The sequence below is a fragment of the Paenibacillus sp. FSL K6-1230 genome (assembly GCF_038002385.1).
GTDB lineage: Bacteria > Bacillota > Bacilli > Paenibacillales > Paenibacillaceae > Paenibacillus > Paenibacillus massiliensis.
Genome location: NZ_JBBOCK010000001.1, coordinates 1,788,343 through 1,807,064, shown reverse-complemented (window position 1 = coordinate 1,807,064; position 18,722 = coordinate 1,788,343). Strand labels below are relative to the sequence as shown.

16 protein-coding genes are annotated in these 18,722 nt (G+C 50.1%); 3 read left to right on the top strand and 13 right to left on the bottom strand.

The window, feature by feature from the left end; translation table 11 throughout:
- Window positions 1–74: 74 nt before the first annotated feature.
- The 12 genes from MKX74_RS07935 to hemE form a co-directional block, all read right to left on the bottom strand.
- A complete protein-coding gene (locus MKX74_RS07935) occupies window positions 75–635 on the bottom strand; it encodes a DNA-3-methyladenine glycosylase I (protein ID WP_341180533.1) in 561 nt (186 codons plus the stop codon).
- Between the two features lie 61 nt (window positions 636–696).
- On the bottom strand, window positions 697–2,406 hold the full coding sequence (locus MKX74_RS07930; protein WP_341178009.1) for a DUF4179 domain-containing protein: 1,710 nt from the start codon (window positions 2,404–2,406) through the stop codon (window positions 697–699).
- The gene (locus MKX74_RS07925) at window positions 2,381–2,932 is read right to left on the bottom strand and encodes an RNA polymerase sigma factor (RefSeq protein WP_341178008.1); all 552 of its coding nucleotides are present in this window, start codon (window positions 2,930–2,932) and stop codon (window positions 2,381–2,383) included. The genes MKX74_RS07930 and MKX74_RS07925 overlap by 26 nt, the downstream gene beginning before the upstream one ends.
- 123 nt (window positions 2,933–3,055) lie before the next feature.
- Window positions 3,056–4,972, bottom strand: a complete 1,917-nt coding sequence (locus MKX74_RS07920) for an ABC-F family ATP-binding cassette domain-containing protein (RefSeq protein ID WP_341178007.1) — start codon at window positions 4,970–4,972, stop codon at window positions 3,056–3,058.
- Between the two features lie 191 nt (window positions 4,973–5,163).
- A complete protein-coding gene (locus tag MKX74_RS07915; protein WP_341178006.1) occupies window positions 5,164–5,739 on the bottom strand; it encodes a TetR/AcrR family transcriptional regulator in 576 nt (191 codons plus the stop codon).
- 54 nt (window positions 5,740–5,793) lie between these two features.
- Window positions 5,794–6,594 (bottom strand): DUF92 domain-containing protein, encoded by an 801-nt coding sequence (locus MKX74_RS07910; protein WP_341178005.1) that lies wholly within the window; start codon window positions 6,592–6,594, stop codon window positions 5,794–5,796.
- Between the two features lie 96 nt (window positions 6,595–6,690).
- Complete coding sequence (locus tag MKX74_RS07905) at window positions 6,691–7,314, bottom strand: fumarylacetoacetate hydrolase family protein (RefSeq protein WP_341178004.1); 624 nt, start codon at window positions 7,312–7,314, stop codon at window positions 6,691–6,693.
- Window positions 7,315–7,587: 273 nt separating this feature from the next.
- Window positions 7,588–8,337, bottom strand: a complete 750-nt coding sequence (locus MKX74_RS07900) for a glycerophosphodiester phosphodiesterase (protein ID WP_341178003.1) — start codon at window positions 8,335–8,337, stop codon at window positions 7,588–7,590.
- 61 nt (window positions 8,338–8,398) lie between these two features.
- A complete protein-coding gene (locus tag MKX74_RS07895; protein WP_341178002.1) occupies window positions 8,399–9,859 on the bottom strand; it encodes a CapA family protein in 1,461 nt (486 codons plus the stop codon).
- Between the two features lie 212 nt (window positions 9,860–10,071).
- Window positions 10,072–11,520, bottom strand: coding sequence for a protoporphyrinogen oxidase (gene hemG, locus MKX74_RS07890; protein WP_341178001.1), 1,449 nt, complete (start codon window positions 11,518–11,520; stop codon window positions 10,072–10,074).
- A 7-nt stretch (window positions 11,521–11,527) separates the two neighbouring features.
- A complete protein-coding gene (gene hemH / locus MKX74_RS07885; protein ID WP_025681458.1) occupies window positions 11,528–12,469 on the bottom strand; it encodes a ferrochelatase in 942 nt (313 codons plus the stop codon).
- Between the two features lie 41 nt (window positions 12,470–12,510).
- Complete coding sequence (gene hemE, locus MKX74_RS07880) at window positions 12,511–13,572, bottom strand: uroporphyrinogen decarboxylase (protein WP_341178000.1); 1,062 nt, start codon at window positions 13,570–13,572, stop codon at window positions 12,511–12,513.
- A gap of 293 nt (window positions 13,573–13,865) precedes the next feature.
- On the opposite strand from hemE, the gene MKX74_RS07875 reads away from it, so the two are divergent.
- Window positions 13,866–15,074, top strand: coding sequence for an MFS transporter (locus MKX74_RS07875; RefSeq protein WP_018885946.1), 1,209 nt, complete (start codon window positions 13,866–13,868; stop codon window positions 15,072–15,074).
- A gap of 368 nt (window positions 15,075–15,442) precedes the next feature.
- Here MKX74_RS07875 and MKX74_RS07870 read toward each other — a convergent pair whose 3' ends face one another.
- The gene (locus tag MKX74_RS07870) at window positions 15,443–16,075 is read right to left on the bottom strand and encodes an O-methyltransferase (RefSeq protein WP_341177999.1); all 633 of its coding nucleotides are present in this window, start codon (window positions 16,073–16,075) and stop codon (window positions 15,443–15,445) included.
- Window positions 16,076–16,469: 394 nt separating this feature from the next.
- Between MKX74_RS07870 and MKX74_RS07865 the strand changes: the two genes are divergently transcribed.
- Together MKX74_RS07865 and MKX74_RS07860 are read left to right on the top strand one after the other, a co-directional pair.
- Window positions 16,470–17,621, top strand: a complete 1,152-nt coding sequence (locus MKX74_RS07865; RefSeq protein ID WP_018885948.1) for a THUMP domain-containing class I SAM-dependent RNA methyltransferase — start codon at window positions 16,470–16,472, stop codon at window positions 17,619–17,621.
- A 239-nt stretch (window positions 17,622–17,860) separates the two neighbouring features.
- Window positions 17,861–18,472, top strand: a complete 612-nt coding sequence (locus MKX74_RS07860) for an SMI1/KNR4 family protein (RefSeq protein WP_341177998.1) — start codon at window positions 17,861–17,863, stop codon at window positions 18,470–18,472.
- Window positions 18,473–18,722: the final 250 nt, after the last annotated feature.

Here is an 18,722-nt window from a genome sequence, read left to right as displayed (position 1 = left end):
ACCGTTCGAAATTTAGGGAATTCATAAAAGTACTCTGGAAGCAGGTTGGAGCTCTCCTTCTACCATAAACCTTATTACTTTCTGCAAAAACAGTCCATCGTATGATCATCCACCATCCCTGAAGCCTGCATAAATGCGTAGCAAATGGTCGAGCCGATGAATTTCATGCCTCGCTTGCGCAGCGTCTTGCTCATCTGATCAGATTGCGGGGTGACAGCTGGCACCTCGGTTACATCACGCCAATGATTCACCAAGGGAACACCCTCCGTAAAGCTCCATAGCAGCTCAGAGAAGCTGCCTTCCTCCATGATTTCCAGATAGATTCGTGCATTCGTAATTGTCGACTGGATCTTGAGCCGATTGCGAATGATGCCAGGGTTGCTCATCAGCTGTTCAATCTTCTCGTCATCGTAGGCCGCAATCCGCTCTGGATTGAATTGGTCAAAGGCTTCACGGAAGGCTTCACGCTTCTTCAGGACGGTATACCAGCTTAGTCCTGCTTGCATACCCTCCAGTATAAGTAGCTCAAACAGCTCTTGATCTCCGTACTTCGGTATCCCCCATTCCTCATCATGATAAGAAATATACAAAGGGTCTGCGTTGACCCATGCGCAGCGCTGTACCTCCGTGCTCAGATGCCATCATCCTTCCTGTGATCCCAACTATGCGTTACTTATGAACCTACCTATGAACATACTACGGACGAAGCTGGATGCTGAATTGCTCATCCGGGCGTTCAGTAGTGTAGTAGAACATGTAGATTTCTGCGCTGTCTGAACCATAATCCTTATATACATCAATAGACTTGTTATTTCCATCCCCTGAGAAATTGACCGTGAGCGGCTTGCCTATGATACGATCCTTCCCTTTGCCGATGTGGGTCTGATTTACGCCGCCGAACAAAGGATCAGCGCTTTCCGTCTCTACGAACAGATTACCATCTTCGCGATAATACGTCCATTTGACAGGATAGCCCCCAATGTCCTGCATGAAGGATTGGCGCTCGCTACCAATATTCTTAAGCATGATTGCAGGATACTCATCACCATCATGATATTCAATGAGATGCCGCCCAATCAGCTTGATGACGGATGTGTCTGTAATCTCCAAATCCAGCGGCCTCTCCACAGATAGCTCGTTTATATGAGGACCTTTCTCAGAAGACCAATATGCCTGGCGTAGTAAATGACCGTCCACCTCCAGTTGATACTTGACAAATGGGAGCTGGTAATAGCGCTTCTGATGCTCTTCCGTCACACGGATTTGCGTAGGGGTAATGACCAGTTCCTTCAACACAGCCTTGTCCTCCGTACCGGGAACAGGCATATCAATCTGGGTACGCAGGGTACCTGCTTCCATTTGTTGCTTGCTCAGGTGAAGTGAGAATGTCCATTGCTGATCAACGATCGCATCCCGCCGGGTGTAGTCGAGTTTATACACAGTACCATCCTTTGGTATATCAGCCAGCTTGTAATATTGCTGTGCCGTATACTCCCCATGATCTCCAGGCTTGCCGAAGGCACCGTTGCTGATGCGAACAGGCTCATCGCTATTGTAGTAGGCATTCACCTGTGGAGTGGCCCACTCTCTGATCTCTGGCTGGGCAAAAAATACACCTGTTGACAGCATCAAGCTATCCTCTCCCCGTGGAAAGGCTTGAACCATCAGCTTGGAAATGCCATCTTGCTCGATAGCAAACTGCTGCTCTCCTGATTTACTGATATCAAGCGGTATCTCCTTCTGCTGATTCGAGAAAAATTGCAGCTTGCCGGCCGTCAGTTCAATAGTCGCTTGCTCCGACTTAGGAGTCCAATTTGATTCAAAATAACCGATGTACCTCCCAGCCTGTTCATTCCACATCTGTCTACCGACCCTGCCCTCGATCCGATTACCTTGCTCATCTGTCAGCTCCATGTCCGCGAACTGCCACAGATTCTTCCCATATTTCCCCGTATCCAAACTATATAAGATGACTGTTCGATTCTCATCCACCACGGCTGTGTGAATCGTTAGGGTGATTCCATCCTTCGTCACCGATTGCTCAATCGTCTGCCCGAGATTCTGTGCTAAGGCGTTCTGGATGCCACTCCTGCCGTTCAGCAAATGGGTCCAATCGACCTGAAAGGCTGCATATACCGGCGCTGCAATGATGACAGCGCTGATAGAAGCCATCATCACAGCCCGGCGCCAGCCTCGTGCTTTGATTTTAGGGATTATAAGTCCATTTTTTTGTTGGGATCGTTGTATGCCTTTCCCAAAAGATACTGTGTCGGCTGCTCCCTCGTGAGCCTCAGGTTGCGTATCGATCGCTGTCTCTATTTGTGACCACATCTTGTTAAAATCAGGGTAGGTCAGACCGTCCTCATGGTTTAATTGCTGATTAAGTCTGTTCTCGATATGCTTCATGACATCCTCCTTTGTTCGAACGGTGGACAACATAATCCCGCTTTGACATGATTAGCTTCATAAGCTTTAGTCCCTTATGCACTCTTGATTTTGCCGTCCCCACTGGAATACTCAGAATCTCGGCGATGTCAGACATACTGAAATCATGCATGTACCTTAATGATATCGCGGCACGAATCTTTGGAGGTAACTGCATCATGTCTCTCGCCAGCTCTTCCGCAGCCTCCCGCTCCTCTATCAGCAGGTCCAATGCTTTTCCTCCCTGATCCGTAGAGCGGTATTGGCTCTGTACAAGCATGTCCTTGGCTTCTCGTCTGCGCCTTGTCTTCAGGTGAGTCAGACAACGATTCACGGCAATACGCATAATCCACGCCCGCAGATGCTCCACACGCTCCCAGTCGCTGCGAAAGATCGAGATGAATACTTCCTGACAAAGATCCTCAGCATCGGCCTCGTTATGTACCATGTAGTAGCATGTTCGGTAGACCTGCTTATTGTAGCTCTTAAAAAGCTCCTTTTGTGTCAATGCTTCCTTCCTCCTCTCCAACCTGTTACCTCTTAAACTAACTGAACTGGAAAAAGGTTCATTTCTAACGTCAACATAAAAAAACCGCAAGTCACTAAATAAGCGACTGCGGTCCAACTGATACTATTTGTTCTCTTCGATTCGTTCAGCCAGCTCATTCAGATAGGTCCAGCGCTCCATCAGACGCTCCAGCTCAGCTTCAGCCTGTGCCTGCTGCTCCATTAGCTCCTGTAGCCGCAACGAGTCGCTGAACGCCTTCTCCATCTCTGCTGCGATATGCACGAGGTGCTCCTCAGCCTTCGCTACCAGTTCATCAATCTGCTCGTATTCCCGCTGTTCCTTGTAGCTGAATTTCAGCTTCTCTTTTTTGGGAGCTTGCTCCTGCTTCTCTGTAGCCGTCTTCTTCTCGGCTGCAGCGATCACTGAGGCCGTCTCCGCAGCATGACGTGCCATCCACTCCGCATATTCCGTATAGTTGCCTACATGGGTCCGAACCTTTCCGTTCCCCTCGAAGGCCATGATTTTATCTACAGTACGATCCAAGAAATAACGATCATGGGATACAGTAATAACCACACCAGGGAAGTCATCCAGATAATCCTCTAACACGCCAAGTGTCTGAATATCCAGATCATTCGTCGGCTCATCCAGCAGCAGTACGTTAGGAGACTCCATCAGTACACGCAGTAGATATAGACGCCGCTTCTCTCCGCCGGACAGTCTTCCAATCATCGTCCACTGCATCCCAGGTGGGAAAAGGAAGCGTTCGAGCATTTGTGCAGCCGTGATTGTACTGCCATCTTCTGTTCGTATAATCTCGGCGCCCTCTTTGATGTATTCAATAACACGCTGATTCATGTCCATATCCTGGTGCTCCTGAGTGTAGTACCCCAGCTTCACCGTGCTGCCAAGCACAACTTGTCCCTGATCCGGCTCCAGCCTGCCAGCGATCATATTCAAGAGCGTCGACTTGCCGCTTCCATTCGGTCCGACAATCCCAATTCTGTCACCGGGAACCGCCGTGTAGTCCAGATTACTGATCAATACACGACCTTCCACGGATTTGTTCAGCTGCTCCAGCTCCATGATTTTCTTGCCGAGACGAGAAGATGCAACCGAGACATCCATAGCTCCGCCTCGTTGCTCTGGCTGTTGCTCCTTCAGCTTCTCAAACCGTTCAATGCGAGCTTTCTGCTTAGTCGTTCGAGCCTTGGCTCCGCGCCGTATCCAGGCCAGCTCATTGCGAAACAGATTCTGACGCTTCTGCTCCGAGGCTGCCTCTCGTTCCTCACGCTCAGCCTTTAGCTCCAGAAAACGAGTGTAATTCGCCTCATAACGATACAGATTACCACGATCCAGCTCCAGCATGACTGTAGCGACACGATCGAGAAAATAGCGATCGTGCGTGATCATCAGCAATGCGCCACGTCGCTTCTGCAAATATTGCTCCAGCCATTCGACAGAGTCGTTGTCGATGTGGTTCGTCGGTTCATCCAGAATCAGCAGCTCGCAGGGCTGAATCAAGGCAGCAGCCAGTGCTACCCGCTTACGCTGCCCCCCTGACAGACTGCCCATGAGTGCGTCGAATTGCGTGATGCCGAGCCTTGTCAGTACTGCCTTCGCTTCACTTTCTAACGTCCAGGCTTGCAGCGCATCCATCCGCTGGTTGACCTCAAGCAGCCTCTTCTGCAACGATTCGTTACCTGGCTGTAGCTCCAACTGCTCCATAACTTCTGTATATTCACGTACCACCTTCATCTCCGGCAGGCCTCCGCCGAAGATGTGCTGTAGTACTGTTGCTTGCTCATCAAATTCTGGATTCTGTGCGAGGTATTGAATCCGCACATCGTTATTGACCGCAATTTGTCCACTGTCCGGTGTCTCAATCCCTGCAATTGTGCGCAGAAATGTTGATTTACCCGTACCGTTGACACCGACTACCCCGATCTTATCCTTGTCATCCATGCCGAAGGATACTTCGTGAAAGAGTGTCTTGACCCCATAGCTTTTGGATAATTGTTCTACCGTTAATATGTTCATGGCTTTGCCCTACTCTTTCTATGAACTGACCTTCTTTTACTGTCATTTAATTGAAACAATATTCCCCACAGCCGCCACTTCATGGTTTGAATAAAGTATTGATTATAGTTGTCGTGCCCTAGATTGTGGTGTACGTATGCTTGATGCTACACTCACTACATTTGCTACATACGCCCACACCTGTGAAGGTACTATCTGATAGGCATTGCCCGGCAGCCCCCTAAAAACAGATTCGCGGCAAGCTCAACAGTAGTTAGCAGCTCTGCCTCCTCATATTCCTGGTTGAACATGAAATCCATCTTAAGCCGCTCCAGCATACCGATCAAGGCTTTAGCATGCAAGGATGCATTACTCACCTCGGCTTGCTCCAGCACCTTGGTCACAAAATCTGTATACCGTTGAATGAAGCCTCTCATATATTCCATCAATTCTGGATCATTGTTGGGTAGCATGAAGAACAGCTTCGAATGATGCCTCCGCTCATAATGATACCGCAAATGAAGGCTGGCCATTCTATGGATCTGCTCCTCGAAGGCACACCCTTGAACGGAATGACTGAGCCGCTCCAGGAACTGCTCACAATCACGACGTGTTACGGCCTTGAACAGCTGCTCCTTACTTTCGAAATACAGATAGACGGTACCTTTGGCAATTCCTGCTTGCTCTGCAATCTCCGAAATCTTCGTTTCGTAGAAGCCCTTGGTACCGAAAATATCATAAGCCGCGTCCAGGATCGCCTCCTGCTTATCTCCATGCAGGGCGCTCATATAGCCCCTTCCCCCTTTCTGTCTTGTTGCCCGATCGGGTGCTCTGTTCTACATTCATAGAGTCAGTGCCAGCAATGCCAGCGCACCACCGACAATAGAGCTGATCAGATTCACAGCATCATTGCTCATCCAGCCCCAGCCGCGAACGGCAAGAGTCTCTTGACCACAGTGCATCTCTACCTCAACCTCGCGGCCACATACCTTGCAGCGATGCATGAGCTGCACCGTAGCCCCGAGATACGAATCTGTGAATGCACCCCCTATACCAGCAACGCCTCCGATCAGCAGCCATTCCCACCAACCAAGCAGGGTAGCTCCCTCCACTAGCTGGAACAGCCAGGCTCCAACGCCAATGGTCATTCCGCCTGCTAGCGCTGCCCCGGTACCAAGCCATGAGACGCCTCCAGAAGTACCTGGCTGCATTACTTTGCCGTTCAGAATGAATCGCGGTGGCTTCCGGCTCAGGCTACCGATCTCGGTCGCCCAGGTATCTGACGTTACCGTGGCCATAACCCCAATGAAGAATAGGGCCCATACGGGATGCGGCCATACGAAGTTCAAGATGCATAGCAGCATTCCGATGCCACCGTTCGCCAGCACCTGCCCCGCATCACGGTTCCCGGTCTTGGCATAGGACTTCTCTAATTCAGCCTTCCGTCCCTGCTTATACTTGGATAGAGCAGTAGATGTGATGAAGAATAACAGCAATGTGCCGAACCAGAACAGATTGCCTGCTCCATAATATACAGTACCTATGATTACAGCTGCTGCACAGCCGGACAACGTCAGCGAGCGTCTCCGGTATGCAGCTCCGCTCACCAGCAGCGCAGCTGCTGCTCCAATGATCCAGTCCACATTAGCCTCCTGCACAATGACATGACTTCAAGCGCGCTTCAAGCATTGCGCCCCATTCTTTACAACTATTCGCTACAGCAGAAATTCACATCAACGCTAGCCGATCTTGCACGAGCCTTGTGATTTATTTCCCCACTGAAGCTCCAATATATCTCCGCGAACCGTTGGTCCCACTCCTTCGGGAGTGCCTGTAAAGATGATATCTCCCGCTCCCAGACCGTAATGCTCAGCAATATAATCCGCTACAACCTGCAAGGAGAAGATCAGATTCGATAGGTTACCGCGCTGTACCACCTGTCCATTCTTCAACAGCGTGAAATCATGCTGAAGCAGAGCCTCCATGCCTGGAAATGGAAGAAACGGTGTAATTGGCGCAGAATTTTTGAAGCCTTTGGCAGCCGTCCAAGGGTGGCCCTTCTGCTTGATGACCGACTGCACGTCACGCAGCGTAAAATCAATGCCAAAGGCAAAGCCGCTAATGCTCTCCGCAAGTGACATCCCTGGTTCGTATTGACTTCCCAGCTGCAATACAAGCTCTGCCTCATAGTGAAGCTCTCCGCGGTCCAATGGAAGACTCAGTTCATCTCCATTCATAGGTACAACCGCATGCGACGGCTTCATAAAAATCATTGGTTGTTCGGGTACAGCATTACCCAGTTCCTCAGCATGTAATTTATAATTACGTCCTACACAATACACATTGCGGATTTCCTTCATCATTCTCGTCAGCCACCTTTGTCTGTATAGATTGAAGTTACTACGACTAAAATTTGTAACAAATCAGCTCAGAAGCTATATAGTTAAATCAGGAGCTTATATGGGTAAATCAGGAGCTTAAATAGTACGGATTATGAACGTATGTAGGGCATGATTAAGTGTGATACAGCCAGAATATGGCCCATTACAATCCGCTACGATTGAGATGACTTTACTGTCAGTCAACAGTAACGCTTGACTATATGGTGCCTACGTATGCCTTCCTGGCAAGAGGGATTATAGGAACGGCAGCCAATTGCGCCTGGATATGGCCGTCGGCCACAGCTCAGGGCGATTCGTGCAGATCAGCAATTCCGAATCCATAGCAGCAAGCCGCCTCATAAGTCGCAACTGATCGACCGTCCAGGCCATGACGATAATTCCCCTCTCCGCCATCTTGCGGAGCAATTGCTTGTTCACATGGGGATAACCGAGCGATAGAAACGTGCACTCCAGCTTATCCAGCTGTTCTGCGAGATCGTTGGGGGCGGCGTCAATGATCAGTCCGGTTTGTATCTCAGAATCAAGTACCTTGACCTGACGAAGCGCCTGCCGGTCAAATGAGGTGAGCACCACATCCCTCTCCATCCCACGCGCCATTATCTCTCGCAGCACTGCCTTCTCCAGACCTGGGTACATATTGCCCGACGTCTTAAGCTCAATATTAAGCGACACGGAGCCCTGGCACAAATCCAGCACCTCACTAAGCTGTGGGACATGCTCTCCAGCGTACTTCGATGATTTCCAGGCTCCTGCATCCAATCGTACCAGCTCTGCGGACGTCATATCCCTCACAAGTCCTGTTCCGTTCGTCGTTCGATCCACCTTGAAATCATGAATGACCATCGGTACACCGTCACGGGATAATTGTACATCTAGCTCAATCCAGCTAACAGCAGAACAGTCCAAGGCCAATTGGAAAGCAGCCATCGTATTCTCTGGAGCAGCATCTGAGCAGCCGCGGTGAGCTACACAACCGTTCCTCATCACACAACCTCCTTGGGCAAAAGGATGATTGTTCTCCCTTGTTTTGCATCATGTACGCCTTTTATCGCGTCGTCACACGTCCATCTGCTTCGACTCGGGCCCCGCCGATGGATACCGCGGTCAATTCCCGATATAGCTGGCTTGCCTCCTCGGCTCCCATAGGTACAGGCTGACCCAATTCAGTACGATAAGGGATAAGCTGCAGCTGGCAATCCCCCTGCTTGGTGCACGAGGCTTGAAAGATGGCAGTCTGCAGCGTTAACGGGTCCAGAGCTTTGGAGAAAATAAAGTTACCCGTGCTATAAGCAATCCATTTCCCTTTATACTGCTCTAGTCCCTGTAATACATGTGGATGTCCGCCCATGACGAGATCGGCTCCAGCATCAATGAATTCATGTGCAAGCTTGCTTTGATGCGCCTCAAGCGTCCTCGTCTTCTCCTTACCCCAATGAGCAGTTACTATGACCAGATCTGCTTGCTTGCGCGCTTCTCGGATTGCTTTCAATGCCAGGGTGGAATCATAGGCCCCTGCAACACCAGGCCCATTACCAGCATACCAGCTGACTTTGGGAATAACACGGCTAAAGCCAAGCAGAGCGATTCTGATCCCGTTTCTCTCATAGTAGATTGGTGCGTAAGCCCGCTCCGCTTGCTTGCCTGCACCCATATATCCAATGCCATATTGCTGCAGGTAGCTCATCGTATCCAGCAGCCCTTCTACTCCTTGATCCAAAATATGATTGTTGGCTAAATTCACAGCGTCCATGCCAGCTGCTGCAAGAGCAGAAAGTGCCTTCGGCGAGGATTTATAGACATAGGTCTTGTCTTCGGCCTTCTGTCCGCGAGTCGTGACCGGGGTTTCCAGATTACCAACCGTTAGGTCGTCCGTCCGAAATAGATCCCCAAGATATTGATACGGAAAATCAAAGCCCTTGCTCTCCAGCCGCTCTTCGACCTTGCCGGCAAATTGAATATCGCCCACAAAGTGCATGAGCACCCGATCAACTGAACCGCTCCCTGTGGAAGTATCCCCACCTTCTACAGGAGCACTAGTCTCCTGCTGTGCCATGTCCTCTATTGTTGTGGAGCTGCCACCAGCGGCCTCATCCATCTGTCTCGTTTCGTCGGCTTCTGAACGTTCAGATGTGTCTGTTGCTACGCCGCTGTCATCTGTCGGTTTGTCATCAGTAGATTCATCCTCAGTACCTGCTTGCTGTGTCTTCTCTTCTCCCTCTGTTCCGAACTGTTCAGTGACAGAAGTATCACTGTCCACGGCACCATCGAATCGTTCCTGCTCACCGTTATGTTCATCTACAACACGGCTGTTGTCTGCCATTTCCGGATTCGATGCTGTAGCTTGATGATTGTTCATCCAGGCTCCCGTATGTTCAGTCCAGAGGTAGACACCCACCACTGCTCCAATCATGAGCAGCAAAGTCAGGTTCACCATCATCATGATTCTGGTTTTATGCTTGCGACGTTTCTTTTGCTTATTATACTTCTCGCTTCTTGAGAGGGGCATCATTCTCTCCTTTATCATGTCATAGAAGCCGCATAGTCGTCACAGACAATCCAGCTTAACTCTATTTCCGTTCGGGTACTCATTTTATTATATAACAGCGCTGTTTACAAAGAGAACCCCCCGCTGTCGCGGAGGGTTCAACTACAATAGGTCTTTGGGCCTTGAACTTCGAGACTGTGGTAGCAGTGATCATCCACTAGCAGTCTTTGGCATTACCTTGCAGCAACGGAGGACAAGCCTGCCCGCTCCACTGCTATGCCAGCATATTCCTTAGCTTGACGAATACAGTCCGGCAATCCAATTGCATCATAACCCGCTCCGGCGACGTATACTCCTGGCAGCACGTCACCAAGCTCCTTGCGTAGGGTTGCCACATTAGCTGTGTGACCTACCGGATACTGAGGCATGGAGTTGGGGAGCCGGGTAATCTCGGTGAATAGCGGCTCAGCGGTTACACCCATGAGATCGCGTATGTCCTTACGCACCCGTTCAATCAGCTCCTGATCTGGCAGACCAACGCTCTGCTCGGCACCTGCTCGGCCAACATAGCAGCGCAGCAGTACCTTGTCCTCTGGACTGGTGTGCAGCCATTTGGCTGAGGTCCAGGTACAAGCCGTGATGTCTCTGCCCTCTTTGCGCGGCACGAGGAAGCCAGAGCCGTCGAACACATTCTCGATGTCTGCTCGCTCGAAGGCCATAATCACATTGGCCACTGAAGCGTAGTTCATCGCTGCAAGCTCCTTGGTATCTACGTGGGGGCTCAGGAGGGGAGCCGCTGCGAATGTAGGAACCGTTACGAATATTTCATCTGCCTCCAGCAATGTCCCATTATCCAGTTGTACGGTGTATCGTGAAGCTATGCTTGCGCCCGCAGCGGTCTTGTGTATGGCAACAGCGCCCGTACCGGTGAGCAATTCGCATGATTGCAGCTCATGAATCAAGGCATGTACCAGGCTTTGTAAACCTTGTCTAAAGGTCATGAACATGCTCTTCCGTGTGCCTGTGTGCGTCTCCTGCGGCTTTCTTCCGGTCATCATACCGCGAATCAGGCTCCCATACTCGCGTTCGACATCACCGAACTGGGGAAAAGTGGCATGCAGACTAAGCTGATGCATCTCAGCCGCATATATGCCAGCAAGCAGCGGCTCCGTAATGTTCTCCAGCACCTCTCTGCCCAGCCGTCGCTCGATCAGCTCGCCCAGCGGCTCGTCCTCTGTGCTTCGCCGCGGCGGAATGACGAAATCCATCAGCGCCCTAAGCTTGCCCGCTCCCGATACAAGACCGCTCTGGAGAAACGGCTTCAGCTCCGTCGGAATCCCAAGCACCAAGCCAGGTGGCATAGGATGAAGTCGCCCATTCTGCACGATATACGTCTTCTTGGCCTCCGGGTTGGTCGTAACCAGCTCATGATCCAGCTCTAGCTCCTTCGCCAAATCTATCATGGCCGTCTTACGGGCCAGAAATGAATCAGGTCCCTTCTCAATGACAAAGCCATCCTTGTGTAAAGTCTCAATCTTTCCGCCAAGGACAGGGGCCTTCTCCAGCACGGTAATCTGCGGCTCGTAGCCTGCTTCCTTAAAGAGCTTGCGACTATAAAAGGCAGCGCTAAGGCCGGTGAGTCCGCCTCCGATAATGACGATTCTGCGCGGTGTTAATCCCATGTCCTCTTCATCCCTTTTTCCATCGGCTTATAACGACATCACTTAACGTCTCCATATACAGGGGATCACTATTGAGCGAGTCAGTCCGTTGTAATCTCATATCCAGCTCGCGTGCCACGGCCTGAGCTTCGATGTCCAGATCATACAATACCTCCAGATGGTCGGATACGAAGCCGATCGGGGCCGACAATACGTACTCCACCTGTTCCTCATGCAGCACATGCAAAGTATCCAGAATGTCTGGTCCGAGCCATGGCTCTGCCGTCCTGCCTGCACTCTGCCATGTGAACTGCCAGGACCCCACTCCAGCCTGCTCCGCTATAGCCTTGGAGGTCTCCATCAGTTGATCCACATAAGGATCACCCATCTCCAGAATTCGCTCAGGAAGACTATGGGCACTGAACAACACCCGCACAGAAGCTCGGTCTGCTCCTGCTTCCTCGAACAAATCCAGCTTGGCTGTCACACGGTTCGTCAGTGCCTTGATCAGCAATGGATGCAGATGGTAGCTCTCCACAAAATCCATCTGGATACCCAGCTCCTGTGCCTTCTCTTCTGCCCTCTTAATATAACTGCCAACGCTCATTACGGAATAGTGAGGTGCCAGGACCACGCCGATCCCCCGCTGAATACCATCGCGGGCCATCGCCTCAACACCATCCTCAATAAACGGTGCAGCATGCTTCAAGCCTTGATAGCATACGAACTCAACGTTCGGATCTGGATTGTTGCGTCCCAGTGCTTCCTGTAAATTTTTGACCTGACGATCTGTATTCTCACGCAACGGGAATACTCCGCCCACGATTGCCTTGTAACGATCTGTTAGCTCCTGCAGCTGCTCTGCTGATGGAGCACGCCCACGACGGATATGTGTGTAATAGGCCTCGACTTGCTCCAGACTCTCCGGCGTGCCATATGACATAACAAGTACACCTATCTTCGTTTTCATCAGTGTGGTACCTCCGGTTCATTTAATTGTGCGTATATAAATTAACGCGTTACTCCTACACCTTTGCTAATAGCCGCTGCTGAATATTCATGAATGTAAGTTGTCAGCTCACGTAGCTTATCGAGTGACGCTTCAGGAAATAACCCATGTCCCAGATTGAAGATGTAGCCAGGACTCTGCATCCCTTCGTCTATAATCACCTTAGCCCGCTCCTGAATTACCTTCATCGGAGCTGTGAGCACGAACGGGTCCAAATTGCCTTGTACACTAAATTTGTCCCCAAGTCGATGTCTTCCTTCGGTAATGGATACGCGCCAGTCAAGGCCAATAACATCAGCCTTAAGTCCTGAGAGCAACGGTAACAGCTCTCCCGAGCTTACGCCTGGAAAATAGATCTTGGGCACATGCAAGTCCGCTAATTCGTCAAAAATCCGCCGAATTGTTGGCAATACGTAATATTCGAAATCCTTGGGCGCGAGCGCACCAACCCAGCTGTCGAATAGCTGGAAAGCCTTACCACCATTAGCTATGTGCGCACGTAGATACGTAATAACCATATCGCCCAGCTTATCCATAAGGCGGAACCACATGTCTGGCTCTCCGTACATCATTTCCTTTGTACGAATATACCCCTTGGACGGTCTACCTTCGATCAGATAGCTTGCAATCGTGAATGGCGCTCCGGCAAAAGTGATCAGTGGTACCTTCAGCTCACGATCCAGAATTCGGATGGTCTCCATAATGTGACTCAGGTCCGCATCCACGTCAATGGGACGCAAGCGGTCGATATCTGCTGCGCAACGGATCGGATTCTCGATGACTGGTCCTATATTTTTTACGATATCAAAATCAATACCGAGCGAAGCAACCGGATTCATAATATCCGAATACAAAATAGCAGCGTCCACTCCTAGCTTGCGTACTGGCATTAGAGTGACTTCTGCGGCTAATTCAGGCTGTTTGCATATTTCAAGCAAGGAATATTTCTCTTTAATCTTACGGTATTCCGGGTCGTATCTCCCGGCCTGCCTCATGTACCAGACAGGAATATGATCCACCTGCTCCCTATAGCACGCGCGAATGAATGTATCGTTGTATGTCATTAATGTAAGCCCCCAATTCAAGTAAATACCCGACCGTCGAATTGCAGCTTTCGCAATCCTTTGCGCAAAACTCTTATATTATTATGCCCTTTTTAGCAAGCCGGAACAACCTCGATACAACAGTTAACGATGACAAACCCGTGACAGTTGGATAAAGTTTGCATGAAGTGTGTTATACTAGTGGGACGGCTTTTTTTGGTTATCACCTTTTATAAGACACCCGATCCGTTTCTATCTGCTGCTGTTGGATATATAGGAATCAGGGTTTCTTTTGGTGAAAGGATGTGTTCGTCTTGCCTAGATGGAAGATCAACCTGATTGTGCTCTGGTTTGGTCAATTTTTGGTTAATGCGGGTATGACTATGATTACCCCGTTTTTATCTTTATATCTTGCGAGGGATTTGAATGTTGTAGATGAGCATGCGATCGGCCTATGGGCCGGCTTTATTTTTGCCGCCAACTTTCTAACCTCGTTCATTTTCCAGCCCTTGTGGGGCAAGCTGGCTGACCGCTATGGACGGAAAATCATGCTGCTGCGCTCAGGCTTTGGCATGGCCATCGTTATCGGGTGTATGGGACTTGTCACGCATCCCTGGCAGCTCCTTGCACTGAGGCTCCTGAACGGTACAATTTCCGGATTCAACCCAGCCTCAATCTCTCTGATCTCCAGCACGACTCCCAAAGAACGGATGGGCTTTTCCATGGGGATCATGCAGTCGGGACAGATGGCAGGGACGATTCTGGGGCCGTTGCTCGGTGGATTCATGGCGGATCTGGTCGGGTTCAGACCCATCTTCTATATTACAGGTGGACTGATTTTCGCAGCGAGCTTGTTGGCGTTATTTCTGGTAAAAGAGAATTTCAGCCGCTCCGAGGCAGCCAAGATGCCACAGACCTCTGTCCTGGAAGGCCTGAAGGAATTGAGCCATACACCACAGCTCCCGGCTCTGTTCACTGTCACCTTCCTGCTACAGTTCGCCATGATCAGTACGGTGACGCTCCTTCCGCTATATGTACAGAATTTGTACGGAACCGCTGAGGGTATTGCGCTCGTGGCCGGGTTCGTCACTGCAGTAACTGGCTTATCCAATATGCTCTCTTCACCGATTCTCGGTCGGGTAAGCGACAGGGTCGGGGCGCATCGCGTGCTGCTGGTAGCACTGGCGGGTACGGCTATGATGCTCATTCCCCAAGCCTTCGTACAATCAGTCACCCAGCTCGCAGCAGTCCGATTCATGATGGGGGTATTTATGGGCGGGCTTCTGCCCAGTGTGAATGCGTTAATTCGCTCTTACACGCCAGAAGGAATGGAGAGCCGAGCCTTCGGCTTCAATACCAGTGCTCTAGCGCTGGGGAACATGCTGGGCGCTGTTATTGGCGGGGTGTTGTCGGGCTTCATTGGTATTGAGGGCTTGTTCATTATGTCAGGCTGCATGCTGCTCGTGAATATGGTCTGGGTGCGCCTGAAGCTCTACAAGCACACGGAGCATGAATTTAGATAAGCAGTTATTGAAATGCCATGAAATGGCTACTTGGGTCAGCTCTTGTTTATTTATGCAGAATATACGTTGGGAGCTTGGGTGAACGTTCCGCGAACAGATCGTTGTTCCAATCGCTGCGCTTCTCCACAACCATTCTGTCCTCTCCACTGTTCAAGCGGGGGAACCATAATATACCGTGAATCAATTCTTTCCATTACACTTGAGTGTGGGGCAAAGAAGGTAGGAAATGAACACAAATGTAGAGCAGCGATTCTCCACTAACAGAATCGCTGCTTGTTGGCGTTTTATGCTTTTACTTTCTTATTCTTGTTCTTTTGGTTTTGAGAAGACATGAGCCTACCTCCGCCTATCCTACAGAACAGACTTTTTTACTTGACCCGGGCAAGAGCCAGCCCGTCATAAGCAGGCAGTAACAATCCTGTCAGCCGCTCATCACTTGCGATCATCTCATTGAAGTGGCGCACTGCCTGTACGGAGGGTCCATTTTTGTCCGGATTAAGTGTCCTGCCGCGCAAAAAACAATTGTCCCCCGCAATGATAGCTCCAGGGTTAGCAAGGGAAATCGCATATTCCAAATACACAGGATAATTCTCTTTGTCCGCATCAATGAAAAAGAAATCAAATCTTCTGCCCTCAGCCTGCAACTGCTCCAAGGATTCCGCTGCTGGGCCAATCCGGTACTCTACCTGCCCTCCATAGCCATTCTCCGCCATGTGCTTGGCTGCCAGATCAGCATATTCCTGCTTCAGCTCCAATGACGTAATTCGCCCCTCCTCGCCAAGGCCTCTTGCCATGCATAATCCGCTATAGCCACCTAACGCTCCGATCTCCAGTACCTGCTTGGACTGAGCCAGCTGTACCAGGAAGGTCAGTAACCGACCATAGGCATAAGCCACTGACACCTCAGGCATTCCTTTCTCCTTGATGACCTCCTTAATCCGCAGCAGTGCCTCGTCTTCCTTATATAATTGGTCTACATATTCGTCCGGGGACCAGTTCATAATCATCTCTCCTTAGCTACAATACAGCCATAGCCCCACAAGCTCAGCTCGGACTAGGCCAGTTCCATACTTTATCATAAGATAATTGTGTCGGTCAGCACAATCGCCTATACTGTAAAGATCGAATATTACGCGATCCTTGGCGGACCGAATACCTTGACCGAATCTGATTTCAGGTAGAATAATTCGGAGAGCGTAGTGGTTAGCGGAAAACGAGGAAGTCCTAGAGAAACGAAGTGTCCATCTTTAAGCTTGCTGTTCATCAGTTTTTCCATTTCGTACGAGAACAGCAGCAAGCTTAACAATGGTCGACAGGGCTCCCCGCTTGCAGCGGCCCTAAACTCTGGTCAAAGGTGCCAGACTCCGCAGGATCGAGATGGAGTGAATACAAGCAATGTCCCAACTGCAATTAATCGCTACAGCGCCCATGGGCTTGGAGGCTATTGTAGCCAGAGAGCTCAAGGAATTGGGCTACCATGATCAGATTGTCGAGAATGGACGAGTTATCTTTAGTGGAGATTTCATTGATATTTGTCGCTGCAACCTGTGGCTCCGTACCTCGGACCGAATTTTGGTCAAAATGGGAGAGTTCCCGGCTACCACCTTCGATGAGCTCTTTGAAGGAACCAAAGCCTTGCCTTGGCAGGACTGGATTCCTCAGGATGGGGAATTCCCGGTAGAAGGCCGCTCACACAAATCACAGCTTAGCAGTGTACCTGCCTGTCAGGGTATTGTGAAGAAAGCGATCGTCGAGAAGCTCAAGGAAACTTACCATACAGAGTGGTTCCCAGAAGATGGCCCTCGCTACGTTATCGAAATCATTATGCTCAAGGATCAGGCCCTCTTGACGCTGGATACGACGGGTCCTGGTCTGCATAAGCGCGGCTACCGCAAGCTGGTCACGGAGGCTCCACTTAAGGAGACGCTCGCTTCGGCGCTCATTCAGCTCAGCCGCTGGACACCAGACAGACCGTTCTATGATCCATGCTGCGGCTCAGGCACACTCCTGATTGAAGCTGCCATGCAGGCGTGGAATCTTGCTCCGGGCATGCGTCGCACCTTCAACTCCGAGCGCTGGCCTGTCATTGGCAGCGAACGCTGGGAGCAGGCTCGCGAGGAGGCCATGGACCTTGTGCGCGACGATGTAGAATTCCACATTGCAGGTAGTGACAATGATCCAGCAGCGATCAAGGTAGCCGAGGCTGCTGTGAAGAGTGCTGGATTGGCTGGAGAGATCAGACTGGATATTCTCCCTGCCTCCAAGATCCGTCTTGAAGGAGAATACGGCTGTATGATTACCAACCCACCTTATGGTGAGCGTCTGAGTGACGCTCCTGAGGTCGAGAAGCTGATCCGTGGCCTTGGACTTACGGCTGCTGCCGTACCGACATGGTCATTCTTCACCATCAGCCCGACCAAGCAATTCGAGCACTACTGGGGACGCAAGGCAGACAAGCGTCGCAAGCTGTTCAATGGTCGCATCGAGTGCCAATATTATCAGTATCTCGGACCGCTACCCCCACGCCGCAAGTCTCCACAAGAGTAGCAGGGCAATAAAATACACAGACGACACCACAAGCGTTGTCTTCAAAAATTTCAGCTCATAAGCTTCCTTCGGGCCGACCTAACCGCATACGATTAGGTCGGCTCGCCTATTTGCATCGAAATATGAGCTTACGTATAATTTCTGTGAGGCCTGCACGGTGTGACACCTACCATGTGAGACCTATAAATTGAGACCTACAACAATTAGTTATGACTAACAATGTGGGAGGATACGAGCAGATGAGCACAGAACAGATGCCAGAACAACGAGTATATACATTAATGGATGAACTGGATAATTTGCTGCGGGACAAAGTGCAGGATGAGGAGAATAAAGAACTGTTCGACTCGTACCGCCAGCTTGGGGGAGTAACAGACGAGCAGTTGGATGCCTTTGAGCAAGAGCTTGGTGTTCGTTTGCCGAACGATTTCCGCACCTTTTATAAACGCAAGAATGGTAGCGGGTATGGCTTTCATATTGTATATCCAGATCACGAGAAGGGCAGAGAAGCAGCCCCCTTTTACTTATTGTCCCTGGAAAGGATTCTGAAGGAGCAAGCGATGGTTGTAGAGAGTACATTAGACCAATACTACACCGCTGAGGAAATTAGCAACCTGGATTCACGAATCAAGCCTTACTTATTTCAAAAGTCATGGATTACGTTTGGTATGCTTGGCGGAGGCTCCGTGTGTCTGATGCTCGACTTTGATCCGAGTGCACAGGGAACGTATGGCCAGATTATTATGTACGAGCATGATCCGGATTTTATATATTATGTGTCAGAGACGTTTACAGAGCTTTTAGAGCAATCCAATCGCAATTTAAGCTCAATCGAGGCGCTTGAGTACTAAGGTAAGAGAGAGCTATCATCCCCACAGCTGTTGCAGCTTGCCCTTTTATCCTTTAGTCGGGCCAGTCCTGTAACTAACATCATATGGATTCCAGAACCTCCATTGCTATGGAGGTTCTTTGAGTTGGTTACGACGAAGAAACGTTCCTTTTTCATCACATAATGAATATGCAGTAAACGGTTGAAAAGCTACAACTGGAGGCTATAATAAATAAAGGCCTTACCCGCATTAACATTACGTTAATATTCCA